Raw genomic sequence first — 22,264 nt, 5'->3', positions numbered from 1 at the left:
ACCTAGTCTGGCCTGCGTGATCTTCAAGGCCGTGCGCGATACCCGCCCGTACCCGGACCACGGGCAGACCATGCGTGATTGGGCTGCGATCCCTCCGCGGATGGTCCGCCTCGAGTTGTTGACCACGACCAAGAGCACCCTGGACCTGCACGGGCTCCTTGCCGAAGACTCCACCTTCTATGGCGATCTCTTCCCCCACGTGGTCGAGTGGCAAGGCGAGTTCTACCTCGAAGATGGCCTCCACCGCGCCCTTCGCGCCGCTCTACAACAGCGTCCGACCATCCACGCCCGCGTCCTGACACTGCCGGACTGATCGCCCACCCACCGGATACGACATGAGCGAGACGACCGAGGATATCCCCCGCCCGGAGCACACCCCCGAGGAGCGACGACGACGCCGCGCCCTGGTCACCTTCGTCATCGTCATGCTCTTCCTCGCCGGTGCCTTCTGGTACGCGTACTCGTACTACCGCGACTCGACGAATAGCTCCGCAGCGCCCGCCCCGTCGGTCACCCGCACCTGCACGCTGCAGCCGAAGAGCGTCCAGGTCAACGTCTACAACGCGACGAGCCGCGACGGACTCGCCGGTCGCGTCAGCAAGGAGCTCAAGCAACGCGGCTTCACGATCAAGACCGTCGCCAACGACCCGAAGAAGACCGAGGTCACCGGCGTCGGGCAGATCCGGTATGGGACGAAGGGAGCGAAGGGAGCCAAGCTGGTCGGCTCCCACTTCGCTGGCGCCAAAACGGTCACCGATCAGCGCAAGTACGCCACCGTCGATGTCGTGCTGGGACCGAAGTTCCGCGCGCTCGAACCGGAAGACCGCGTCACCCCAACCTGCTGATCGCGGCGTCCTGACCGAAGCGCGAAGCCCCCGGGAACGTGATGTCCCCAGGGGCTTCGCACATCTGGCGGTGGCGGTGGGATTTGAACCCACGGAGGGCGTAAACCCTCACACGCTTTCGAGGCGTGCTCCTTAGGCCGCTCGGACACGCCACCGCCGAGCAGGGTACTACCCGGATGGGGTCGGTCCCAAAACGCCCGTTCTAGCGCCCGCCGCGCCCCTGGTGACGGGGAACGGTTGGGGGGCGCGGTTATATCCGCGCCCGGGGTGATTTTCCGCGGCAGCGGAAGGGAGAGCGCCCCTCGGCTTCAGGACAGACGGTGCTGGGCAAAGAAGGCCCGCAACTGCTCGGCGCACTCGTCTTCGAGCACTCCCCCGATCACCTCGGCCCGATGCGTGGCCCGACGATCACGCACCAGATCCCAGACCGAGCCGCACGCGCCGAGTTTGTCGTCCCACGCCCCGAGCACCACCCGGGCGATTCGCGCGAGCATCAGTGCACCGGCGCACATCGGGCATGGCTCGAGGGTGACCACCAGGGTGCAGTCCGTGAGCCGCCAGGTGCCACGTTTCGCGGCCGCGTCGCGAAGCGCGACCACTTCGGCGTGACCCGCGGGGTCGCCGTCGCGCTCTCGGACATTGCGCCCCGTCCCGATGATCGCGCCCGCAGGGTCGATGATGAGGGCACCGACGGGGACATCACCATCGCGGGCCGCTTGCGCCGCCAGCGTCATCGCCTCGCGCATCCAGGCCTCTTCCTGCGCACGGCTCGCGCGCGGGGGCGAAGGGGGCAGGCTCACCCCGGTAGTCTCCCAAGAAAGCGCCGTTAACGAGAACGCGAAGGGGGCCGTCCCTTGTCGACTGCCATCACGGGCGTCATGATCGCCATCGTCCTTGCCGGCTTGGTGCTCGTCATCGCTGCCGGGGTCGTGACCGTCCTGCTCCTGCGCCGCATCCTCTTTCGCGACGTGCCGAAGCACCCCATCTCGGACGAGCGCGCGGCTTCCCTCGGTCCAGCTCGCCCCCTCGACCCGGGCGAGCGCGAGGCCCTTCGCCGTGCTCTCCCTGAGCGGCCGGAGTAGGTTGCGAGCGGGCCCCCTTCAATGCCCCGTATGACAGGAGTCCTCCATGCTCGATGACCTCGCCTCCGACACCGGGACCACGGTGATGATCGGAGCCTTCGTGGTGATCGGGTTGCTCGTTGCGTGCGTCTTCGCCTACGTCATCATCCGAGGCCTGACCCAGTGGACGCGCAACAATGCCTCGCCGCTCGAAACCGTCCCCGCGACCGTGGTCACCAAGCGCACGGAGCAGGGGATGTCCTCGTCGAGCACCACCAGCGCGAGCACCATGTCGAGGAGCGCTTCCACCTTCTACTTCGCGACCTTCGAGATGGCCGACGGATCTCGGATTGAGCTCCCCCTTCGCGCGCACGACTACGCGATGCTCGCCGATGGCGATCGCGGACAACTCACCCACCAGGGGACCCGCTTCAAGGGCTTCGCCCGCGACGGCGCTCCCACCTCGACCCTGTAGGTTCATCACTATGCGCGTGCACGTAGCCGATCACCCGCTCATCGCCCACAAGTTGACGTACCTCCGCAAGCGGGAGACCGATAGCCCGACCTTCCGGCGGCTCGCCGATGAGCTCGTGACGCTGCTCGCGTACGAAGCGACCCGCGAGGTGCGCACCGAGCCATTCGACATCATGACCCCGGTCTCGCAGACCTGCGGGGTGAAGCTCTCGACCCCCAAGCCGCTCGTCGTACCGATCCTGCGTGCGGGTCTCGGGATGCTCGAAGGCATGGTCCGCTTGCTTCCGACCGCCGAGGTCGGCTTCCTCGGCATGCTGCGCAACGAGGAGACGCTCGAAGCCGTCACCTACGCCAACCGCCTCCCCGACGATCTGTCGGGTCGGCAGTGCTATGTCCTCGACCCGATGCTCGCGACGGGCGGGACCCTCGCGATGTCGATCCAGTACCTCGTCGAGCGCGGCGCCGATGACATCACCGCCGTCACCCTGCTTGCCGCCCCCGAGGGCATCGACGCGCTCCAAGCCGAACTCGGCTCCCTCGATGTCCCCATCACGCTCGTAACCGGCGCAATTGACGAGCGGCTCAATGAACACGGCTACATCGTCCCGGGTCTCGGGGACGCCGGAGACCGCCTCTACGGCGTCGTCTGACGCAGGTCCGCTCGCGCTCCCCTGTCAGGCTCGACAGCAGGGGGCGGCAGCACCAGCAGTGCGCTTCGCCCCGGAAGGGAGATCCGCCGCTGCCAACTCCCCGCCCCGTCGCCGGTCACCAAGACGCTGCGCTCATCGGCTAGGGCCGCGAGGGCACTGGCGGACTCCCCCTTCGGGACCTGCCGGGCGCGGCCAGGGAGCGCCGCGACTTCGGCCAGGTCGATTCGCCCGCTCGAGCGCCGGGTGCGCACGATGAGGTGGGCGATCCCCCCTTCGAGATGGCGCTGCCACACATCGAAGCCCGGCCGTTGCGCGACGATCCGGCCGGCTCGTACGAGCGGATCCTGATTGATCGCGAGCAAGTGGGGATCACCAAGCGTGTCGATCGTTGAGTCCGAGGCTCGGCGCAGGTCGGTGCCGATCATGAGTGGCGCCGCGAGGAACGCCCACATCGCCTGATGCGCCCACCCGGCGGCATCGACCAGTTGGCGATTGCCGACCTCGAGCATGTCCGGGTCGTTGACCGAGCCAGGACGCGCGAAGGGGGCGAGCGGTGCCGTGCGTCGCGCCACCCGCAGCACCGAACTCCATCGCGGTGCGATGTCCGGCGTCGTGCGCCACGAGTGAATCCGGCCGGGCGCCCACGTCCATGGTCGGCTGCGCCCGTACTCGCTGATGCTGAGGATCATCGGCCGTGGGAGGGCCTCGACCAGTGACGAGGCGCGCAAGAAGGTCCGGCGCTGCGTCAGGTCGGTCCCGCATCCGGCCCGGCACCAGTCGAGCTTGACGTAGTCGACGCCCCAGTCCGCGAGGTCGTCGAGGTCCTGCGCAAGACGACCGTAACTGCCAAGCCCCCGGCGCTGCCCGTAGCGGTCGTAGATCTCCGCGCAGGTCCGAGGGCCTGGGGCGAGGTAAAGACCGAGGCGCAACCCCCTTCGACGCAACTCTTCACCAAGGGCACGCATGCCGGAGGGGAAGCGCGTCGGGTGAGCACGAAGGCGTCCTTGCTCGCGCCCTTCGGCCTGCCAGCAATCGTCGACCACGACATATCGGTACCCCGCCGCCCGCAGGCCACTCGAGACGAGAGCATCGGCGACGCCGAGGATGGCCTCTTCGGTGAGGTCGTAGCAGCGGAAGGCATTCCAGGAGTTCCACCCGAGAGCCGGGGTGAGTTGCTCGGCGAGGGTCATCGGCTAGTCGAAGGCCTTGACCTGGCGCAGCAGAACCCCGCCGACGATGGCGAGCAGAGCCGCGAGGAGGTAGAGGCCGGGGTAACCGCCGAGGAGTTTCAGGGCGAGCGCGGCGACGACCGGGGCGCAGGTGTTGGGCACGGCGACGGCGATATTCATGATCCCCATGTCGCGCCCGCGGTCATCGGCGCTCGGGAGGACCTCGTTGATCAGGGCCTGGTCGACCGCGGTGTAGACGCCCCAGGCCACCCCGAGGATCGCCGCGCCGAGCATGATCCCGGTGAACTGGGTCACGATCGCCATCAGCCCAGTCGCCAGCGCCACCCCGTAGGACGCGGCTGCGACGAAGGGCTTACGCCGGCGCCATCGATCGGAAAGCCGTCCGGAGATCAGCGCCGAGGGGACAACGGTGACGGCGTAGATCGCGGTCAGGATCAGCACGCCCGTGTCCGCCTCCCCGTCGCCGGTCATCCCGATCCGGTCACGCAGGAAGTAGAAGAGGTAGAAGAGCGCGATCGTGTTCCCGAGGGTGACGAGCAGACGAGTGATGAAGACCCACCAGTAGTCGCGCGCCGACCGCCAGCTCGGGAACCCCGACGGGAGGAGATCGCCTTCCGCTGCGGCCGCCTCGCGCGGTGGCGGAAGGGGGTCGTCGGTCGTAAGGACGTACTGCAGGACCAACGCCACGAGGACCGCCGCGGTCATGAGGTACGCGACCTGGATCCCGAAGAGGGCCGCGATCACCGTGCCGACGACGATGGCGAGCGTGTACGTCAGGCCCATGACGCCCGAGACCGTCCCGTACTGGCCCCTCGAGACCTGATCTGGCGGGACGGATTGGGCCGAGTTGATCGAGAGGGCAATGCCGAACTGGAACACCATCCAGGCCGCGACGAGCATCGCGTATCCGGTCGCGAACCCCATAGCGACCAGGGCCATCGCACCGAGGATCGCGCCGATGAGGATCCAGGGACGGCGGCGCCCGAACCGCGAGCGGGTCCGGTCGGAGATATAGCCCGCGAGTGGCGTCGCGATCAGCGAGACGATGCCTCCGGCCGCCATGATCCAGGCGAGGTGGTCCTCCTTGCTGGCCGGGTGCCAGATCGCGATCTGACTCGCGACGAGCAATTGCGATGGGGCCGCCCAGGCGACGTTTTGCCCGAGGTAGAGCAGGCCAAACCGCGCAATCCACCCGGAGGACTTCTGCGGACGCCCGTCGTCATATCCGAAGACCTCGGGGGCCGTTGCGGGCGCCCCAGACAGCGGTGGTGACTCGCCAGTAACCATGCGCTGGATCGTACCGGCACCCGCCCTCAACCGCGCTCGGTTCGGCGCGTCGCGGCAGTACCACGCGTCACATCTGTGACACTAGGCACGACCTTTGGGTGCCGTCAGGCGCTCAGCATCTTCGTCCACCCCTGGGAGCCAGCCGCCATGTCGACCCCGCCGATCAAGAAGATCGTCTTGTGGCTGCTCGTGATCTTCTTGCTCTACGCCATCTTCACCAACCCGGACTCCGCCGCCAACATGGTCGGGAGCGCCTGGGACATCATCGAAAACGGCGTGCAGAACATCTTCCGCTTCTTCGACTCCCTGATTCGCGGCTAAACCCATGGCCCGGCCTGCTCGCCGGTATCCGCTCCGGGAAGCGGGCAAGTACCTCGTTGCGCGCGAAGAGGTCGTCGCCGAGATCCGCATGCACTGGATCGTGCTGGCCAAACCCCTGGCGATCCTGGCGGCAGTGACCGCCTCGATCCTGTGGATCGATGCCCGGGCCGGATCGGATAGCGACGGCCTCATGCGCGTCCTCTGGTACGGCTGGATGGCGGTGGCGGCCTGGGCCCTCTACAAGGTCTTGGAGTGGCGCCGCGAGCGACTCATCGTCACCGATAAGCGGATCATGCTCTTCTACGGCTTCATCATCCGCAAGGTCGCGATGATGCCGCTGAAGAAGGTGACGGACATGAGTTATCACCGCACGATCCCGGGCCGGATCTTTCGCTACGGGCGCTTCGTCCTCGAAAGCGCGGGCCAGGACCAGGCCCTGTCCGATATCAACTTCATCCCCGACCCGGACGCGAACTACCGCGCGATCGTGAGCACCATCTTCAATGCCGGCGGCGACCCCGACGAGGACGGCGACGAGGAGCCCGAGGAGCGCGAAGGGCGAGGCCGCTGGCTCTCCCGGTGGCGCCGCCCGGAGCAGCGCTACGACGAATGGGAAGAGCCCGAGCGCTGGCACGACGGTGAGCGCGTGGATCCCGATGATGATCGGTGGTGGCCGTCGAGGCAGAGCCCGGCGCCCCACGTGTTAAACCCACACCGCAGCCTCCGCGGCACCCGCCCCGAGGTCCCGCAGCAGCGCACGACGCCACCGCCGCTCCCCCCTTCGGAGTCGATCTATCGCAGCGACGACGACTACCCGACCGGCGAACTCCCGCCCTACGACCCCACCTGGCACCCGGACGACTAGTCCGTCCGGGACCGTCAGAGGGCGGCGATGATGTCGTCGACGCGCTCCTTGGCGTCGCCGAAGAGCATCTGGCTGTTGTCCCGGAAGAAGAGCGGGTTCTGCACACCCGCGTACCCGGTCGCCATGGAGCGCTTGAAGACGATCACGTCGTGGGCGTTCCACACCTCGAGCACCGGCATGCCCGCGATGGGGCTCGACGGGTCTTCGGCGGCAGACGGGTTGACGGTGTCGTTGGCGCCGATCACGAGGACGACGTCGGTGTCGGCGAAGTCGTCATTGATCTCATCGAGTTCGAGCACGATGTCGTAGGGCACCTTGGCCTCGGCGAGCAGCACGTTCATGTGCCCGGGCAGACGCCCGGCGACCGGGTGGATGCCGAAGCGCACGTTGACCCCGCGCTCGCGCAGCCGCTTGGTGAGCTCGGCGACCGGGTACTGCGCCTGGGCGACGGCCATGCCGTAACCCGGCGTGATGATCACCGATGACGCCCCCTTCAGCATCTCGGCGACGCCGGCCGCGTCGATCTCGCGGTGCTCGCCGTAATCCTTGGCCTCCCCGACGACCCCGCCGTCGGAACCGAATCCGCCGGCGATCACCGAGATGAAGGAGCGGTTCATCGCCTTGCACATGATGTAGCTGAGGAAGGCACCGGACGAACCGACGAGCGCACCGGTGATGATCAGCAGGTCGTTGTTGAGCAGGAAGCCTGCCGCGGCCGCGGCCCACCCGGAGTAGCTGTTGAGCATCGAGACGACGACCGGCATGTCGCCGCCACCGATCGAGGCGACGAGGTGCCACCCGAGGAAGAGGGCGAGCGCCGTCATGATGCCGAGCAGCAGTTGCCGCGCGAAGAGCTGCTCGTGCGGGATCGCGGTGTAGACCGCCGTCATCACGAAGAACGCGACGATGATCCCGAGATTGATGAAGTGCCGCCCGGGCAACATCATCGAGGCGCTCTTGATCTTCGCCGAGAGTTTCAAGTACGCGACGATCGAGCCGGTGAAGGTGACCGCACCGATGAAGACACCGACGAAGACCTCGACGTCGTGGACCTTGGCGAAGGGGGCCGCCTCGTAGGAGGAGTTCCACCCGACGAGCACCGCGGCCAGACCAACGAAGGAGTGCAGCATCGCGATGAGCTCGGGCATGCCGGTCATCTCGACCTTGCGCGCCTTGGCGATGCCGATGACGGCGCCGATCGCCATCGCGGCGGCGATCAGGAGCAGACCGATCAGGCCCGACCCCTTCGTCTCACCGCCGGTGAAGCGGACGCCACCGGTGGCGGCGAGGATCGTCACGACCAGGGCAATCGTCATGCCGATGATGCCGTAGCGGTTCCCCGCGGGGGCACTTTCGTGCTTGGACAGGCCCGCGAGGGCGAGGATGAAGAACAGGCCAGCGACGATGTACGAGCCTTGGACCAGGGTGAGCGGCATCATCGGGTGGCGTCCTCTCGCTTGAACATCTGGAGCATGCGGCCGGTGACGGTAAATCCACCGAAGACGTTGATGCTCGCCACGAGGATGCCGATGAACGCGAGGACCGAGATCCACACGTTCGTGTCAGGTCGGCCGACTTGGAGGAGCGCGCCGACGAGGATGATGCCGCTGATCGCGTTGGTGACCGACATCAGCGGCGTGTGAAGGGCGTGGTGCACGTTGCCGATCACGTAGAAGCCGATGACGACGCTCAGCATGAAGACCATGAAGTGGCCAAGGAAGGGCTCGGGCGAGACCGCCGAGAGGCCGAGGAAGGACAGGGCCGCGATCGCGAAGAGGGCGAGCTTGGCCTCCTTCGACATGGGCTTCTTCGCCGGCTTGGGCTCGACCGGTTCGGGCGCGGCCGCGGCCGGCGCGGCGCTCACTTGGACCGGCGGTGGGGGCCAGAGCGTCTCTCCCCCCTTCGTCACGGTCATCCCGCGCTGCACGACATCGTCGAGGTCGAGGACGAGCTCGCCGTCCTTGCCGGGGGTGAGCAGCTTCATCAGGTTGACGATGTTGGTGCCGTAGAGCTGACTGGCCTGAGTCGGCAGGCGGCCGGGGAGGTCGGTGTAGCCGATGATCTTCACGCCGTTATCGGTGACGACCATGGCGTCGGGGACGGAGCCGGCGACATTGCCACCGCTGGCGGCCGCCATGTCGACCAGCACCGAGCCGGGCTTCATCGAGGCGACCATCTCCTCGGTGATCAGGCGCGGTGCCGGACGGCCCGGGATCAACGCCGTCGTGATGATGATGTCGACGTCCTTGGCCTGCTCGGCGTAGAGCTCGGCCGACTTGCGGTTGAATTCCTCGCCGGCCTCCTTCGCGTAACCGTCGGAGGACTTCTCGAGCTCCATGTCGATCGTGAGGAACTCGGCGCCCATCGATTCGACCTGCTCGGCGACCTCGGGACGCACGTCGAAGGCGCGCACGATCGCGCCGAGACTGCCCGCGGTCCCGATCGCGGCGAGCCCGGCGACTCCAGCGCCACAGACGAGGACCTTCGCGGGCGGGACCTTGCCCGCCGCGGTGACCTGCCCGGTGAAGAGGCTGCCGAACTCGTTAGCGGCTTCGATGACCGCGCGGTAGCCAGCGATATTGGCCATCGAGGAGAGCACGTCAAGGGACTGCGCGCGAGAGATGCGCGGAACCGCATCCATCGCGAGGGCGGTGACGCCGCGCTCGGCCAGCCGCTGGACGAGGTCGGGGTTGAGCGCCGGGGACATCAGGCTCGCGAGGACCATCCCCTCCCTTAGCCGCGCGACCTCGGCGTCGTCGGGGGCGTTGACCTTCGCGACGATGTCGCTCGACCACACCTCATCCCCGTCGGCAACCTGAGCACCGGCCGCTTCGTAGGCGGCGTCGGTGTACGAAGAGGCCGCACCGGCCCCCTTCTCGATCACCACGTCGTAGCCCAGCTTGATCAGCTGTTCTACGGTCTTCGGGGTGGCGGCCGCTCGGGTTTCTCCCGCGCGCGACTCCCTCGGCACACCGAGTCTCATCAGCATCGCTCCTTGACTAACGGGCAGGCGAGACGACGTCGACGCCTCCCTTACTGCCGAACCTATGTCCTTCCGCGGGTGCTGCGGTGCACTTTGTGGTGACCGCAACAACCGCCGCATGCATCTCGGCTCGCGCCGAGACGTCTGTGGCCGAAGGGGGTGAATCCGCTACCGCCGCAACGGATTCGCCGGACGATCACGCAGCGAATCAGGCGCGGTGGAAGCCCGCTCGCTCTGCGGCCTCTGCGTCGGTGAACCACACATCGACGGTCGTTTGGTCGTACCACTGGCTGCCGGGCTCGTGATACTGCTTCCACTCCTCATGACCCTTGACCGGGTGCCCCTTGGGCTGGCGTCCGTCCGACGTGGGTGCGGCCGAGCCCCACCCGTAACCGCCATCGCGCACCTCCGGCGACTCCTCAGAGTCCTCGTCACTAGGCTCTTCGGCCTCGGGGGCCGCCACCTCTGCGGTATCTGGCGTAACGTCATCGGCCGCCTCAAGGGCGTTGGGCGCCGGGTCCTCGTCCACGATCTGAGGCTCCTCCGAGACCTCTTCGGCCTCAGCGTCGACCTCCTGCTCGGGTGCGTCCTGTGGCTCGGGCGTTTCGAAGTCCGTCGCGCTAGGCGGCTCGGGTGCGTCCTGCGGCTCGGGCGTTTCGAGGTCCGTCGCGGTAGGCGGCTCGGGCGGACGGGTGGTCGGCGTCCAGGCAGGTCGATAAGCCGGCGCGGTGTGACGTTCGACCAGCGGCCGCTCCGCCTGCTCCGGCGTGGGCTCGGCGGCCGCGGCGTCGTCCTCATCCTGGAGCACATCGGGGACGCCGTCGCCGTCGTCATCGCGCTCGACGAGCTCATCTCGCGCAGCGCCCTCGGCGTCCCACACGGTCTCGTCATCACGCTCTTGGGCGGCGCGGGCGCTCTCGACCACCACCGGCTCGGGGTCGCCGAGCGGGATGGCAGCAGACCACGCGGGGACCGGGGTGACCGGGCGAGACTCCGCTGCCGACTCGGCAACGTCCTCGCTCGGGTCTTCCGCAGCTTCCGGCTCGGCGATCGGCACGATGGCCTCGGCTTCGACGACCTCGGTCACGGCCCCGGCCTCGATGGCGTCGTCGCTCGGCTCGGGCTCCTCGACCTCAGCGGCCACTGGTTCTTCGACCTCGGCAGGCACCGGCTCCTCGTCAACCACCGGCTCCGGCTCTTCGACCTCGGCAGGCTCCGGCGCGTCAACCTCGGCAGGCACCGGCTCCTCTACGACCTCCGACTCGGGCACCTCAACCTCGGCAGCCACCGGCTCCTCGTCGACCACCGGCTGGGGCTCTTCGACGTCGGTGGCCACCAGCTCCTCTTCGACCTCCGACTCGGGCCCCTCAGCCGTATCGGGTTCGCCGACAACCTCGGCCTCGGGGGAGTTCTCGACCACGTCACCACGCGCCTCAACCCACTCGACGACCGGCGCGTCGACCGCATCGATGACCTCGGGCACCTGCGGCGGCGCCGGCGGTCCGGGGATCTCATCGGCGGGATCGTCGACCGCGACCGGCTCGACCTTCTCGGTCTGCATCAGTTCCGCCGGCGCATCGTGCGCGACGTCGCGGTCCGGCAGGTGGGGCGGAGCCGGGACCGCGGCAGCAGCGACCCGGTCGGCTCCCCCTTCGGCAGAGCCTCGGTCATGAGGAACGGCCGCGTGCTGACCGGCGGGCTCGGCCTTGCCGCGACGCACCGCCCACACGATGAGCCCGATGACCAGCAGGAGGACGATGACCGCCACGACCGCGATGACCAGTACGACCGTGTTCCCGTTCGTCATCTCTTGCCTCCACCTGGATTGGGGCGTAGGCCGCCCCACGTCGATGGGGCCCACCGCCGATCTGACGCCGGTGGATACCCCGAGGGTCCTTAGTCCCTCCAGCCTATCGGCGCAGATCGGCGAGGACGACGACACTCGCGGGGTGGCCGAGGACCATTCGGTGACCGGTCGAGCCAATCCTTCGGTGCACCTCTCACCAATCGTGATCGGTCAGATACCTGTCGACCTCTCCCCAAGTTCCTTACCGCACAGTAACCTCGGGCGCATGTCGGACGATGGGGCCTCGGTGGATGTCAGCGCTGGCGCACGGGCGGTCGAAATCGCCGTGGCGCATGGGGCCGAGACGATGTTTACGCTCTCTGGAGCGCACGTCTTCCCGCTCCTCGACGGCGCGGCGAGGGGCCCGGCGAAGATGCGTCTGGTCGATGTCCGCCACGAGCAGACCGCCGTCTTCGCGGCCGAGGCCACCGGCAAGCTCACGCGCGTCCCCGGACTCGCCGTGCTCACTGCCGGACCCGGGGTCACGAACGGAATGAGCCCGGTCGCCCAGGCGTGCTTCAACGGCTCCCCGCTCGTGGTCGTCGGGGGTCGAGCACCGTCCTTTAGTTGGGGGAAGGGGGCGCTCCAAGAGCTCGACCACCCGCCACTGTTCGCCCCGGTTGCCAAACGGTCGACGACCGCGGATTCGCCCGACGCCGTGGCGGTCGAGATGGATGCTGCCTTCTCGGTCGCGGGGGGCTCGCACCGTGGACCGGTCTTCTTCGACGCGGCGATTGACCACCTCTTCACCCCAGCGGCCGAACCACACCTCGAGGTCAGACCGCGGAGCAAAGAGGTGCCAGACAGCGACGCCATCGCGCGGATCGCAGATCTCATCGCCGCTGCCAAGCGGCCCGTCGTGATCCTCGGGACCGATGTCTGGGCCGATGGCGCCGAAGAGGCCGCCCGTCGCCTCGTGAGCGAACTCGCCATTCCGACGATCACCAATGGCATGGGGCGCGGGATCATCCCGAGCGGCGACCTCCTTCTGGTCACCAAGGCTCGCGGATCCGCGCTCGGCGGGTGCGACCTCGCGATCGTCATCGGCACGCGACTGGACTTCCGATTGGGGTATGGCGCCTTTGGTGGCCGCGACGACCAGCCCGCTGCCAAGGTCGTGCACATCGCCGATTCCGCGGAGCAGATCAGTTCGCATGTCGACCTTGCGGCGAGTGTCCACGGTGACCTCACCCTCGCCTGCGACAACCTGCTCGAAGAGAGCCTCCGGCGCTCGGTTGGCGGCTGGGCGGACTGGGCGAACGCGCTGGCCGAGGAGTCTCGCGCGAAGGGCGAATCCGCGTCCGAACTCCTGACGAGCGCCGCCGACCCGATCCACCCGGCACGGATCTATGGAGAGCTGCTGCCGCGCCTCGCCGAGGACGCGGTCGTGATTGGGGACGGCGGAGACTTCGTCTCATGGGCCGGCAAGTTCGTCGAACCCGCTCAGCCCGGATGCTGGCTCGACCCCGGGCCCTTCGGGTGCCTCGGCGCCGGTCTCGGGGCAGCGATCGCGGCCCGGATCGCCCGCCCTTCGTCACAAGTGGTCCTGCTCCTTGGTGACGGTGCAGCGGGGATGTCGCTGATGGATGTCGACACGCTGGTCCGTCACCGTCTCCCGGTCGTGATGGTGATGGGCAACAACAGCGCCTGGGGGTTAGAGAAGCAGCCGATGCAGATGGTTTACGGCTACGACGTCGCGGCGGACCTCGCCCCGCAGACCCGCTACGACGAGGTGGTTTCGGCCCTGGGCGGTGCTGGCGAACTCGTCACCGATCCCACCGAGATCGGTCCGGCCCTCGATCGAGCATTTGCCTCCGGGGTTCCCTATCTCGTCAATATCGTGACCGACACCTCGATCCCCTACCCCCGCAGCACGACCGGGCTGTAGCGATCTCGGCGCCCAACGTGGCTCCCCAGGTCTCACGAGGAAGCCGAAGACTGAAAGGGATCTCGTGATGTACCTCGATCGAGCGCAAGCCGATGTCCGCGCTATCTACTCCGGCGGCTGGGGCGGCCCAGCCGTCTCGGCGCTGGTGTGGCTGGCATCGGGACTGTCAGCCGCGCGCGTCGGGATCGGTGTGGCCGCTGTCGTCCTCTTCGTCGGAGGATTCTTGATCTTCCCGATCGGCCTGTTGATCAACCGCGTGCAGTCCGGGCAGTCCGACCTGCCTCCCGGGCACCCGATGCGTGGACTTGCGATGCAGCTGGCCATGGGGATGGCGTTGATCCTTCTCCCCCTGTGCCTCATGGCGCCGCGGATCGAGTCTGCTTTCTTCCCCTTGGCAATGATCGTGGTGGGGGCGCACTACCTCCCCTTCACGCACTTGTACGGCAACCGCGGGTTCGTCATCATCGGCTCCGTCATTTGTCTCGCAGGCTTCGTCCTGCTGATGACGCGGGCCCCCGTCGCATCGGGGGCCTACGTCATGTCTGCCCTTTTAGCGCTGAGTTCAGCGGCGCTCTTTGTATGGCACCGAAGTCGGCGCGATGAGGCATCCGCGTAAGGACGGCGGCTCGGAGCGCCTCTCCCACTTCGCGCGCCGTTCGCCGGCACCAACTTATTGATTCGAGCGAAGGGCGGAGGCTGCCTCGCGAGCTTCGCGCAGCAACTCCGCGATGAGCGCTTGGTGATCCAGCGATTCGGGGTCGAGCTCTCCGGAGTGGTCTCGGGCGGGGACGTCGCTTCGGACCTCCGAGGCGCGGTAGGGGCCCTGGCGGAAGTCGCGAGCGAGCACCGTCATGATCGGCTCCTTCGTCGCTGATCGGATCCCGATGATCATCAGGTCGGCGAGCGCGGTCCGATACTGCTCCAACGCCGCGCTCTTGGCCGGCTGCTCGTCGGCATCGTCGAGGACGAGTTCGGCCCGGGCCGCTGCTGCCTCTCTGATCGCTCGCGCAGGTGTCGCCTCCATCGGCTCGTCCCCTGCACGCATCGCGTCGAGGGCGGCGCCCGTTGCCTCCCAGGCGCGTTCGACCCGCGCGGTGAGGGGAAGGGGGCGAAGGGCCGGCACGACCGCGAAGCCCACGACGGTCGCCACCAGGACCGCCGCCATCATCAAGGCGGTGTACTCGAGCAGCGTGCCCGTCGGGTCGAGATGCCGGGTCGAGACGTTGAGGCCGACGGTCACGAGGACCATGCAGCCGTACCCGATCGCTGGCGCCGCAGTCATGTACCACAGGCCGACCACCAAGGCCACCAGGCTGAGCGGAAGCAGCCAGCCCGGTGGCACGGTGAGGAAGACGACGTAGACCAGTGCCGCACCCACCAGAACACCGACGAGTCGGGGCCACGCCTTGGCGAGCGACTGCTTCCAACTCGCCTGCAGGATCCCAAACGCCGCGAGCAGCACGGTCGCGACGAGTGGGTCCCCGGGCCGCAGCATCGCGGCGAGCACCAGCATCACGAGGATGCCGATCGCGGTTCGGACGGCGTGCCGCAACTGAATCGATCGGGGGCGAACCGCAGGTCGGCGCGCGACCCTGATGGCGGCCCGCTGGGCGCGAGTGAGGTGCGCGCTCTGACCGTCGCGGTGATCAAGGGCGGCCGCGACCATATCCAGTCCTGCTTCGGCCGACCGGATCGACGCGGGCGTATCGGCCTCCAGCTCGGGCGCTGGCGCCCCTTCGCGCGCGGCCTCCCCCTTCGCCCGCATCTGCTCGGCGAGAGACTCGGCTCGTTCGCTCAGGACGTCGAGGGTGGCAAGCGCACCGGCATCACCGCGCACCCGAGCGACTGAGGCTGCCTCTTGAGCCGCGACGCGATAGCGCACGGCGCCCTCCAGCGCCTCACCGAGCCAGACTGGCGCACCGTCGTTCACCCAGGTATCGAAGGCTCCAGCCGTCATGGGGCTCTGGCGATCGAGCACGCCCGCGATCGCGGCACGAGTTTCCTTGCGAGGGTCGCCAAGGCCGAAGAGGACCCGGAGCGCGAAGGCAACGATGAGCCCAGCGATGACGGCGAGGACGAGTTGGTGTGGTTCGAAGGAACCCGTCACCGCGGCTCCGTAGGCGAAAAGGGTGACCATCCCGATGCCCTGGGCCACGCTGTCGAAACGCGGCCCGAGGATCGGCAGCAATGCACCGACGAAGACAATCGCGACGACCGCCGCGATCCCTGCTGGCTGCGATACCTCGCTCAGTAGCCGGGGGACCACCCCTGCGGCAAGGAGGAAGGGGGCGAGCACCGCGGCCAGACGGATGTCCGAGCGCAGGGGTCCGCCGAGGAAGGCAATGAGCGCGAAAAGGGCGACCAGCGCTCCGACGACGGTGACGCCGCCCGCACCGAGTGCCGCTCCGAGCAGCGCAGACGGCACGATCGCGGCGATCATCAGGAGCAAGACGACCGGATCGCCCTTCGGTATCAGCGACCGATTCCCGTCACCACCAGCCACCGTCACCCTCCCCATCTGTCGGCTACAGATCCGCCGCGAAGAGGTGAACGAACCTTCGCAGGAAGTCCACGGTACTCACCGAAGGTCCGCTATCGATGAGGGCGAATCACCGCGTCGCCCGCTGTGATCGGCGAGTCCGCGAAACGTCGGCGAGGCACCCGACCTTGCACTCACCGACACTTCCCGGCCCCCAACCCCGCGATAAGGCCCCCCACCTTGCACTCACCGACACTTCCCAGCCCCCAACCCCGCGATAAGGCCCCCCACCTTGCACTCACCGACACTTCCCAGCCCCCAACCCCGCGGTAAGGCCACCGACCTTGCACTCACCGACACTTCCCCGCCCCCAACCCCGCGGTAAGGCCACCGACCTTGCACTTACCGACACTTCCCCGCCCCCAACCCCGCGGTAAGGCCACCGACCTTGCACTTACCGACACTTCCCCGCCCCCAACCCCGCGGTAAGGCCACCGACCTTGCACTCACCGACACTTCCCCGCCCCCAACCCCGCGGTAAGGCCACCGACCTTGCACTCACCGACACTTCCCAGCTCCCAACCCCGCGGTAAGGCCACCGACCTTGCACTCACCGACACTTCCCGGCCCCCAACCCCGCGATAAGGCCCCCCACCTTGCACTCACCGACACTTCCCAGCCACATCAACGCTTAGACGGACCAGCCGACTTGCAGTGAAACCAACCGGAACCCTTAGGGCCTCAAGGTGCCGACGCCGCCGAACGCGCCACCGAGGACGACCGCCACAGTGACCACGATGACCAACAGCGCAACCATGACCCCGGAGATGATCCCGGCGATCACCGCCCGCCGCCAGGTCGGCGCTCTGCGGATGTAGAACGGTGCGGCGATGCCGCCGAAGACCAGGCCGACCAATAGCGCCACCACGGCGGTGGCGATGTTGAACACTCCGGCCATCAGTCCGCAGCCGAAGCGCTCACACATCGCGTTGGCATCTGGCTCCATCCACCTCGTGGCCACGGCGGTCACATAGAGCGCGACCAGGGCACCCACAAGCGCCATAGCACCGGCGATCATCAGCGCAACGAGGGCGAGGACGATGATGTTCGGGCCCTCAGCACGCACGGGCGCTGAGGGCCCGAAGGGCGGCACGCCGGAGGGTTGCTGGAGCTCGCTCATCGGCTCATCCGACCAAAGACGGCCGTGAGCAGCGCCTCACCCAGGGTTGCACTCATGCGGGCAGCCTTGGTGCCCCCACTTCGGCGGGCTGCGGCATCGCACTCATGCGGGCGAGCGTAGTAGGTCCGTCCTGGCCGCGATGTCTGAAGCGACCAAGAGCGAACGGCGTCGTCACCGGCCCAGCGACTCGGCCCACACCTCTATCTCGCTGAACGGGAGGATCAGCGCATGGCCGCTCGGCCTAGGTCCGTCGACAGCTGCCGCAGTGACGAGAACGGGGACGATCTCCCAAGGGGCCGCACTGCCCGCCTCGGCCGCGATCTCGTATAGCTCGGCGAGTGCATGCAAGATTCGCTGGCGACCCGAAGGCGGCGGCGGCTGGAAGGAGCGCCATGGCATCCAGCGCAAGGTCGGGAGGTCCTCGATGACATAACACGTGCGGTCCAGGAGAACCACATGGTGTGCCACGCGCCCACGCGGAGTGCCGCGGTCGTGCAGCGTGATCGCGCGGGCCGGCAGAGCCTTCGCGAGTTGCCCGGCGACCTTCCGCTGGAGGCGCGCTGAGCGTCCGAGTTCATGGGTCTCCCAACGAAGGTCCATGACGAACATCAGCGACAAACCGATAAGTACCACGGTGACGATGACCGCCAGCGACGCTTGCGGCTGGAAGGGTGTCCCCACCGTCGCTTTCAACGCGACCACTCCCGCGAGGACCACAACCACCCCAATGCGCCGAGGCGACGTCTTCACCTGATTCCGCCGTTCAACCGCGTGGAGGGCCGCCGCGCCTCGACCCGCCCGTTCGATCGGGTCGCTCGCGCCCGCCCGGCGCCAGGCGTCCGGGGTGTCCAGATCGCGTCGGGCCATAGCCTCATCATCCTCTTTGCCCTCGAAACGATCCGGGACACAACTCGACGGCACCGCCTGCGAGACTTGGCCGCATGCGCCGAATCACCCAGAGCCGCAAGCTGCAAGACGTCCGCTACGACGTGCGCGGGCCGATCCTCGTCGAGGCGCAGCGCCTCGAGGCCGAGGGCCACAAGATCTTGAAGCTCAACATCGGCAACACCGCCCCCTTCGGCTTCAAGGCACCCGAAGCCATCGTCGCGGACATGACCCGGCACCTGCCCGACGCGCAGGGCTACGTCGACTCCAAGGGGATCTACTCGGCGCGCACTGCGGTGGCGCAGTACTACCAGTCGAAGGGGTTGCGAGAGACCACCGTCGAGGATGTCTACATCGGCAATGGCGTCAGCGAGTTGATCTCCATGGTCCTCCAGGCCTTCGTCGACGACGGCAACGAGATCCTCGTCCCAGCGCCCGACTACCCCCTGTGGACCGGCGCGGTGAGCCTCGCGGGCGGCACCCCGATCCACTACCGCTGCGATGAGCAAAACGGCTGGGATCCCGACCTCGCGGATATCGAAGCCAAGATCACCGATAACACCCAGGCGATCGTCATCATCAACCCCAACAACCCCACGGGCGCGGTCTATAGCGAGGAGACCGTCAAGGGCCTCATTGATATCGCTCGCCGTCACGACCTCGTGGTGATGGCCGATGAGATCTACGAAAAGATCCTCTTCGACGGCGCGGTGCACCATCATGCGGCGACCTACGCCGGCGACGACGTCTTCTGCTTGACCTTCTCGGGCCTGTCCAAGGCCTACCGCGTCTGCGGCTACCGCGCGGGGTGGGTGATGGTCTCGGGGCCGAAGGACCGGGCCGAGGACTTCCTAGAGGGACTCACCCTTCTCTCCAACATGCGGATGTGCGCGAACGTCCCGGCGCAACACGCGATCCAGACCGCGCTCGGCGGATACCAGTCGGTCGACGAACTGATCGCGCCCGGCGGTCGCTTCTACGAGCAAGCCAAGCTGGCCGCTCGGCTGCTGAACGAGATCCCCGGCGTCAGCTGTGTCGAGCCGAAGGGGGCCCTGTACTGCTTCCCGCGCCTGGACCCGGAGGTGTACCCGATCGAGGACGACGAAGCCTTCGTGATCGACCTGCTGCGCGCGAAGAAGATCCTGGTGACGCACGGGACCGGCTTTAACTGGTTTGAGCCGGACCACTTCCGCGTGGTGTGCCTGCCCGACACCGAGGTGTTGACCGAGGCGATCGGCCGGATCGCGGACTTCCTCGAAACCCGCCGCGCCTAGGACCCCGCCGATGCTCGGCGCCGCTGCCGACCGGAGACCGCATCGCTCCCCCTCTCATGGGAAGGGGGAGCCGGTGTCGGTTGTGCTCGGTGTCGTCGCACTCGGCGGAGTGATCGGTTCGCTCGGACGCTGGCTCGTGGGGTTGGGCCTCCCAGGCGCGGGATCGGGGTTCGCGTGGGGGACGCTCGCGGTCAACCTCACCGGCGCCCTTGCGATGGGCCTGCTCGTCGGATGGTTGAGCGACGGAGACGCGGCTTCGGAGGCCGATGAAGATGGCGTGCTTGCCGACCGTGAGATCCCGGCTTCGCGGGTCGATCCCGCTCACGTCGAGCCGTGGTGGGTGCGCCCCTTCGCCATGACGGGCCTGCTGGGTGGCTGGACTACCTACTCGGCGCTCGCGCTCGACGTCCACACCCTCGGCTCCCCCGCGGGGGTCACCTACCTCGCCACCACCCTGATCGCTGGAGTCGCAGCGTGCCTCGCCGGGCTCGTCCTCGGTGAGCGCCTCTCGGGACGGGCTGCCATCGCCAAGGACCGCGCCTGATGACCCTCGTCCTCGTGGCCATGGGCGCAGCGATCGGAGCGCCCCTTCGCTATCTCGTAACGACCCAGCTGAGGGCGAAGGGGGCGACCCCTGCGGGCGGAACTCTCGCCGTGAACATCGTCGGCTCCCTCATGCTCGGACTCGTTGCGGGCTGGGCGAGTCGGGGCGCGCCGGGCTGGGTGCTCCCGTTCCTCGGGATCGGGTTTTGCGGGTCTTTCACGACCTTCTCGGCGTTCGCGCTCGAGGTGGCGAACGCCCTTCGCGCCCGCGCGTGGAGTGCCGTCGCGGGGATAACGGGGATGAGCATCGCCCTTCCGCTATTGGCCGTTTACATCGGGTGGGCCCTCGCGGCTTAAGCGCGATGGCCTCGGCTGGCCGCCCCCTTCCCGCCCGTGACGGGAAACGGTCACCGGGCGCGGTAATAACCCCGCCCCCTGCCCCTATCCCCGCCACACAGCGGAGGCTGGCCGCCCCCTTCCTGCCGGTGACGGGGAAACGGTCACCGGGCGCAGTGATAACCCCGCCCCCTGCCCCTAACCCCGCCATGAAGGCAACCCTCACCCCCACCCCGCTCACCAGGCGCGATACGTTGTTGCAACGAGTTCGCATCTACGAACGGAGCTTCCATGTACACCCTGCCCGACCTCCCGTACGACTACGGGGCGCTCGAGCCCGCGATGAGCGGCGAGATCCTCGAACTGCACCACGACAAGCACCACGCCGCCTACGTCAAGGGAGCGAACGACACCCTCGAGCAGCTCGCCGAGGCCCGCGACAAGGGGCAGCTCGGTGGCCTCGTCGGCCTCGAAAAGACCCTCGCCTTCAACGTCTCCGGTCACGTGCTGCACTCGATCTTCTGGGAGAACCTCTCCCCGGACGGCGGCGACCGCCCCGACGGCGCCCTCGCCACCGCTCTCGATGAGCACTTCGGCTCCTTCGACGCCTTCCGGTCCCAGCTGACCACGGCGACCCAGGGCGTGCAGGGCTCCGGCTGGGGCGTGCTCGCGTGGGAGCCGCTCGGTCAGCGCCTCCTCGTGACCCAGGTCTACGACCACCACGGCAACGTCGCGACCGGCATGACCCCGCTGCTCGCGTTCGACGCGTGGGAGCACGCGTACTACCTCCAGTACCGCAACGTGCGCCCGGACTACGTCGAAAAGCTTTGGGATCTCGTGAACTGGAATGACGTCTCGCGCCGTCTCGAAGAGGCAAAGGGCGCCTGACGCACCTGGGAATCGTGAAGGGAGCACACCCCCTTCACGATTCATGACGCGGAAACGGTCATCGGACGGGGACATGTCCTCGTCCGATGACCGTTTCCGCGCCCCCAACCCGGTTCGACCCATCGAGCTGACCACTCCACCATCGCACCCGTCGTCGCCAGGGTGTGCGGCACGATGAGCTCATGCCGCGAGAGCGAGAGATCACCCAGCCGATCGCGCTGACCACAGCGGACGGACGTCTCAACCCCGACGCGATCGGGTGGACTCGCAGACCGCTGCATGACACCACCTCCCTCACCAGGCCCGGTTGGCGGCAGCACCCACGAGCGGTGCTCGAGCACCTGCCCCCTCGCTGGGGACGGACCAAACGATGGGAGTACTGGGCAATCACCACGGACACCCACGTCGTGGCGCTGACGATCTCCGACATCGACTACGCCGGGGTCAACGCGCTCTTCGTCCTCGATCGGCGGACCGGGGAGCAGATCAGCGCCGAAGCGATCACCCCATTCGGTCGCGGGGTAACCCTCCCCACCGGATCCAGCGGAGGTCACGCACGGTTCACCGGCCGGAACCTGTCTCTGGAGGCCACCGATTCTCTCGAAGGCACTCGCCTGCGCGCCCAGTCGCCCCGCGTGCGCCTCGACGCCGAGGTCCCCCTCCCGCCAGGCCATGAGCGCTTGGGGGTCGTCGTCCCCTGGAGCCCGACGCGCTTCCAATACACGATCAAAGACGTCGCCCGCCCCGCGACCGGGACGCTTTGGGTGGACGGCACGCAATACCCCCTTCGCGAAGGCAGGACCTGGGCCACTCTCGATCACGGACGCGGCCGCTGGCCGTACCGAATCGCCTGGAACTGGGGTGCGGGCAGTGGCCGAATCGACGGCCAGGTCATCGGGCTCCAGATCGGCGGCCGGTGGACCGACGGGACCGGATCGACCGAAAACGCCCTGGTGATTGATGGCTCGCTCACCAAGATCTCCGACGATGTGCGCTGGACCTACGACCTCGGCAACTGGCAGGAACCATGGCGAGTCGAAGGGGGCGACGTCGACCTGACTTTCCGCCCCGAACACCTCCGCGAGGCGAGCACCCAACTCGGTGTCCTCGCCTCGCGCACGTCGCAGTGCTTCGGCACGTGGAGCGGACGAGTAGGCGACCAGCGAATCGACGACCTCTACGGCTGGGCCGAGGACGTCGCCCAGCGCTGGTAAGAGGTACGGCGCGCTGCCGTACGAACGCCCCCCACCCCTTCCTCCCCCTCCTTTC

General features: G+C 67.8%; 23 protein-coding genes and 1 tRNA gene. 14 read left to right on the top strand and 10 right to left on the bottom strand.

Annotated features, from left to right (window positions below; all coding sequences use genetic code 11):
* Positions 1 to 16 precede the first annotated feature (16 nt).
* Together AB8K43_RS02170 and AB8K43_RS02165 are read left to right on the top strand one after the other, a co-directional pair.
* Complete coding sequence (locus AB8K43_RS02170) at positions 17 to 313, top strand: type II toxin-antitoxin system VapB family antitoxin (protein WP_370890876.1); 297 nt, start codon at positions 17 to 19, stop codon at positions 311 to 313.
* Positions 314 to 335: 22 nt separating this feature from the next.
* Positions 336 to 845: a LytR C-terminal domain-containing protein gene (locus AB8K43_RS02165; RefSeq protein WP_370890874.1), complete on the top strand. Its 510-nt coding sequence runs from the start codon at positions 336 to 338 to the stop codon at positions 843 to 845.
* 65 nt (positions 846 to 910) lie between these two features.
* Here the strand turns inward: AB8K43_RS02165 and AB8K43_RS02160 are convergent.
* Both AB8K43_RS02160 and tadA read right to left on the bottom strand, forming a co-directional pair.
* Positions 911 to 1,000: transfer RNA gene (locus tag AB8K43_RS02160), tRNA-Ser, on the bottom strand.
* Between the two features lie 153 nt (positions 1,001 to 1,153).
* Positions 1,154 to 1,645, bottom strand: coding sequence for a tRNA adenosine(34) deaminase TadA (gene tadA, locus AB8K43_RS02155; RefSeq protein WP_370890872.1), 492 nt, complete (start codon positions 1,643 to 1,645; stop codon positions 1,154 to 1,156).
* 54 nt (positions 1,646 to 1,699) lie between these two features.
* On the opposite strand from tadA, the gene AB8K43_RS02150 reads away from it, so the two are divergent.
* From AB8K43_RS02150 to upp, 3 genes are read left to right on the top strand one after another with little or no spacing between them, the layout of a single operon-like run.
* Entirely contained in the window at positions 1,700 to 1,927 is a 228-nt protein-coding gene (locus AB8K43_RS02150) for a hypothetical protein (RefSeq protein WP_370890870.1), read from the top strand.
* Positions 1,928 to 1,973: 46 nt separating this feature from the next.
* A complete protein-coding gene (locus AB8K43_RS02145) occupies positions 1,974 to 2,381 on the top strand; it encodes a DUF2500 domain-containing protein (protein ID WP_370890868.1) in 408 nt (135 codons plus the stop codon).
* Between the two features lie 10 nt (positions 2,382 to 2,391).
* Complete coding sequence (gene upp, locus AB8K43_RS02140) at positions 2,392 to 3,030, top strand: uracil phosphoribosyltransferase (protein ID WP_370890867.1); 639 nt, start codon at positions 2,392 to 2,394, stop codon at positions 3,028 to 3,030.
* Here the strand turns inward: upp and AB8K43_RS02135 are convergent.
* Together AB8K43_RS02135 and AB8K43_RS02130 are read right to left on the bottom strand one after the other, a co-directional pair.
* Positions 3,015 to 4,220, bottom strand: a complete 1,206-nt coding sequence (locus AB8K43_RS02135) for a glycoside hydrolase family 27 protein (RefSeq protein WP_370890865.1) — start codon at positions 4,218 to 4,220, stop codon at positions 3,015 to 3,017. The two genes, upp and AB8K43_RS02135, sit on opposite strands and share 16 nt — an antisense overlap.
* A 3-nt stretch (positions 4,221 to 4,223) precedes the next feature.
* The gene (locus tag AB8K43_RS02130) at positions 4,224 to 5,507 is read right to left on the bottom strand and encodes an MFS transporter (protein WP_370890864.1); all 1,284 of its coding nucleotides are present in this window, start codon (positions 5,505 to 5,507) and stop codon (positions 4,224 to 4,226) included.
* A 147-nt stretch (positions 5,508 to 5,654) separates the two neighbouring features.
* Here AB8K43_RS02130 and AB8K43_RS02125 point away from each other — a divergent pair, with 147 nt between their 5' ends.
* Both AB8K43_RS02125 and AB8K43_RS02120 read left to right on the top strand, forming a co-directional pair.
* A complete protein-coding gene (locus AB8K43_RS02125) occupies positions 5,655 to 5,828 on the top strand; it encodes a hypothetical protein (RefSeq protein ID WP_370890862.1) in 174 nt (57 codons plus the stop codon).
* Between the two features lie 4 nt (positions 5,829 to 5,832).
* Positions 5,833 to 6,693, top strand: coding sequence for a PH domain-containing protein (locus tag AB8K43_RS02120; RefSeq protein ID WP_370890860.1), 861 nt, complete (start codon positions 5,833 to 5,835; stop codon positions 6,691 to 6,693).
* Positions 6,694 to 6,707: 14 nt separating this feature from the next.
* Here AB8K43_RS02120 and pntB read toward each other — a convergent pair whose 3' ends face one another.
* The 3 genes from pntB to AB8K43_RS02105 form a co-directional block, all read right to left on the bottom strand.
* Entirely contained in the window at positions 6,708 to 8,129 is a 1,422-nt protein-coding gene (pntB, locus tag AB8K43_RS02115; protein WP_370891206.1) for a Re/Si-specific NAD(P)(+) transhydrogenase subunit beta, read from the bottom strand.
* Positions 8,129 to 9,676, bottom strand: coding sequence for a Re/Si-specific NAD(P)(+) transhydrogenase subunit alpha (locus AB8K43_RS02110; RefSeq protein ID WP_370891204.1), 1,548 nt, complete (start codon positions 9,674 to 9,676; stop codon positions 8,129 to 8,131). Before AB8K43_RS02110 ends, pntB begins: the two co-directional genes overlap by 1 nt.
* Before the next feature lie 208 nt (positions 9,677 to 9,884).
* Positions 9,885 to 11,483: a hypothetical protein gene (locus tag AB8K43_RS02105; protein ID WP_370890858.1), complete on the bottom strand. Its 1,599-nt coding sequence runs from the start codon at positions 11,481 to 11,483 to the stop codon at positions 9,885 to 9,887.
* A 265-nt stretch (positions 11,484 to 11,748) separates the two neighbouring features.
* Here AB8K43_RS02105 and AB8K43_RS02100 point away from each other — a divergent pair, with 265 nt between their 5' ends.
* Positions 11,749 to 13,410, top strand: a complete 1,662-nt coding sequence (locus AB8K43_RS02100) for an acetolactate synthase (protein WP_370890856.1) — start codon at positions 11,749 to 11,751, stop codon at positions 13,408 to 13,410.
* 67 nt (positions 13,411 to 13,477) lie between these two features.
* Positions 13,478 to 14,026 (top strand): hypothetical protein, encoded by a 549-nt coding sequence (locus AB8K43_RS02095; RefSeq protein WP_370890854.1) that lies wholly within the window; start codon positions 13,478 to 13,480, stop codon positions 14,024 to 14,026.
* Positions 14,027 to 14,080: 54 nt separating this feature from the next.
* On the opposite strand, the gene AB8K43_RS02090 is transcribed toward AB8K43_RS02095, so the two are convergent.
* From AB8K43_RS02090 to AB8K43_RS02080, 3 genes are all read right to left on the bottom strand, one after another.
* Positions 14,081 to 15,913: an aromatic acid exporter family protein gene (locus AB8K43_RS02090; protein ID WP_370890852.1), complete on the bottom strand. Its 1,833-nt coding sequence runs from the start codon at positions 15,911 to 15,913 to the stop codon at positions 14,081 to 14,083.
* 709 nt (positions 15,914 to 16,622) lie between these two features.
* Positions 16,623 to 17,069, bottom strand: coding sequence for a hypothetical protein (locus tag AB8K43_RS02085; RefSeq protein ID WP_370890850.1), 447 nt, complete (start codon positions 17,067 to 17,069; stop codon positions 16,623 to 16,625).
* 171 nt (positions 17,070 to 17,240) lie between these two features.
* A complete protein-coding gene (locus tag AB8K43_RS02080; protein WP_370890848.1) occupies positions 17,241 to 17,936 on the bottom strand; it encodes a hypothetical protein in 696 nt (231 codons plus the stop codon).
* A 74-nt stretch (positions 17,937 to 18,010) separates the two neighbouring features.
* Here AB8K43_RS02080 and AB8K43_RS02075 point away from each other — a divergent pair, with 74 nt between their 5' ends.
* The 5 genes from AB8K43_RS02075 (at position 18,011) to AB8K43_RS02055 (ending at position 22,209) form a co-directional block, all read left to right on the top strand.
* Positions 18,011 to 19,228 (top strand): pyridoxal phosphate-dependent aminotransferase, encoded by a 1,218-nt coding sequence (locus AB8K43_RS02075; RefSeq protein ID WP_370890846.1) that lies wholly within the window; start codon positions 18,011 to 18,013, stop codon positions 19,226 to 19,228.
* A gap of 73 nt (positions 19,229 to 19,301) precedes the next feature.
* Positions 19,302 to 19,772: a CrcB family protein gene (locus tag AB8K43_RS02070; RefSeq protein ID WP_370890844.1), complete on the top strand. Its 471-nt coding sequence runs from the start codon at positions 19,302 to 19,304 to the stop codon at positions 19,770 to 19,772.
* Positions 19,772 to 20,128, top strand: coding sequence for a CrcB family protein (locus AB8K43_RS02065; RefSeq protein WP_370890842.1), 357 nt, complete (start codon positions 19,772 to 19,774; stop codon positions 20,126 to 20,128). Before AB8K43_RS02070 ends, AB8K43_RS02065 begins: the two co-directional genes overlap by 1 nt.
* Before the next feature lie 270 nt (positions 20,129 to 20,398).
* Positions 20,399 to 20,995 (top strand): superoxide dismutase, encoded by a 597-nt coding sequence (locus tag AB8K43_RS02060; protein ID WP_370890840.1) that lies wholly within the window; start codon positions 20,399 to 20,401, stop codon positions 20,993 to 20,995.
* A gap of 182 nt (positions 20,996 to 21,177) precedes the next feature.
* Positions 21,178 to 22,209 (top strand): DUF2804 domain-containing protein, encoded by a 1,032-nt coding sequence (locus tag AB8K43_RS02055; protein WP_370890838.1) that lies wholly within the window; start codon positions 21,178 to 21,180, stop codon positions 22,207 to 22,209.
* The last annotated feature ends 55 nt before the right edge of the window (positions 22,210 to 22,264 follow it).

The sequence above is a fragment of the Janibacter sp. GXQ6167 genome, from assembly GCF_041365945.1.
GTDB lineage: Bacteria > Actinomycetota > Actinomycetes > Actinomycetales > Dermatophilaceae > JBGFSK01.
Note: the sequence above shows the minus strand (reverse complement) of the source record. Positions and strands in the feature narration are given on the sequence as shown.

Excerpts from the sequence above, each read along its gene's own strand:
- AB8K43_RS02145 (WP_370890868.1), top strand. The coding sequence starts at position 1,974 with ATGCTCGATGACCTCGCCTCCGACACCGGGACCACGGTGATGATCGGA.
- AB8K43_RS02080 (WP_370890848.1), bottom strand. The coding sequence starts at position 17,936 with ATGGCCCGACGCGATCTGGACACCCCGGACGCCTGGCGCCGGGCGGGC.
- AB8K43_RS02105 (WP_370890858.1), bottom strand. The coding sequence starts at position 11,483 with ATGACGAACGGGAACACGGTCGTACTGGTCATCGCGGTCGTGGCGGTC.
- AB8K43_RS02120 (WP_370890860.1), top strand. The coding sequence starts at position 5,833 with ATGGCCCGGCCTGCTCGCCGGTATCCGCTCCGGGAAGCGGGCAAGTAC.
- AB8K43_RS02110 (WP_370891204.1), bottom strand. The coding sequence starts at position 9,676 with ATGAGACTCGGTGTGCCGAGGGAGTCGCGCGCGGGAGAAACCCGAGCG.
- AB8K43_RS02100 (WP_370890856.1), top strand. The coding sequence starts at position 11,749 with ATGTCGGACGATGGGGCCTCGGTGGATGTCAGCGCTGGCGCACGGGCG.
- AB8K43_RS02165 (WP_370890874.1), top strand. The coding sequence starts at position 336 with ATGAGCGAGACGACCGAGGATATCCCCCGCCCGGAGCACACCCCCGAG.
- AB8K43_RS02085 (WP_370890850.1), bottom strand. The coding sequence starts at position 17,069 with ATGAGCGAGCTCCAGCAACCCTCCGGCGTGCCGCCCTTCGGGCCCTCA.
- AB8K43_RS02055 (WP_370890838.1), top strand. The coding sequence starts at position 21,178 with ATGCCGCGAGAGCGAGAGATCACCCAGCCGATCGCGCTGACCACAGCG.
- AB8K43_RS02095 (WP_370890854.1), top strand. The coding sequence starts at position 13,478 with ATGTACCTCGATCGAGCGCAAGCCGATGTCCGCGCTATCTACTCCGGC.
- AB8K43_RS02075 (WP_370890846.1), top strand. The coding sequence starts at position 18,011 with ATGCGCCGAATCACCCAGAGCCGCAAGCTGCAAGACGTCCGCTACGAC.
- AB8K43_RS02060 (WP_370890840.1), top strand. The coding sequence starts at position 20,399 with ATGTACACCCTGCCCGACCTCCCGTACGACTACGGGGCGCTCGAGCCC.
- AB8K43_RS02065 (WP_370890842.1), top strand. The coding sequence starts at position 19,772 with ATGACCCTCGTCCTCGTGGCCATGGGCGCAGCGATCGGAGCGCCCCTT.
- AB8K43_RS02130 (WP_370890864.1), bottom strand. The coding sequence starts at position 5,507 with ATGGTTACTGGCGAGTCACCACCGCTGTCTGGGGCGCCCGCAACGGCC.
- AB8K43_RS02135 (WP_370890865.1), bottom strand. The coding sequence starts at position 4,220 with ATGACCCTCGCCGAGCAACTCACCCCGGCTCTCGGGTGGAACTCCTGG.
- AB8K43_RS02125 (WP_370890862.1), top strand. The coding sequence starts at position 5,655 with ATGTCGACCCCGCCGATCAAGAAGATCGTCTTGTGGCTGCTCGTGATC.
- pntB (WP_370891206.1), bottom strand. The coding sequence starts at position 8,129 with ATGCCGCTCACCCTGGTCCAAGGCTCGTACATCGTCGCTGGCCTGTTC.
- upp (WP_370890867.1), top strand. The coding sequence starts at position 2,392 with ATGCGCGTGCACGTAGCCGATCACCCGCTCATCGCCCACAAGTTGACG.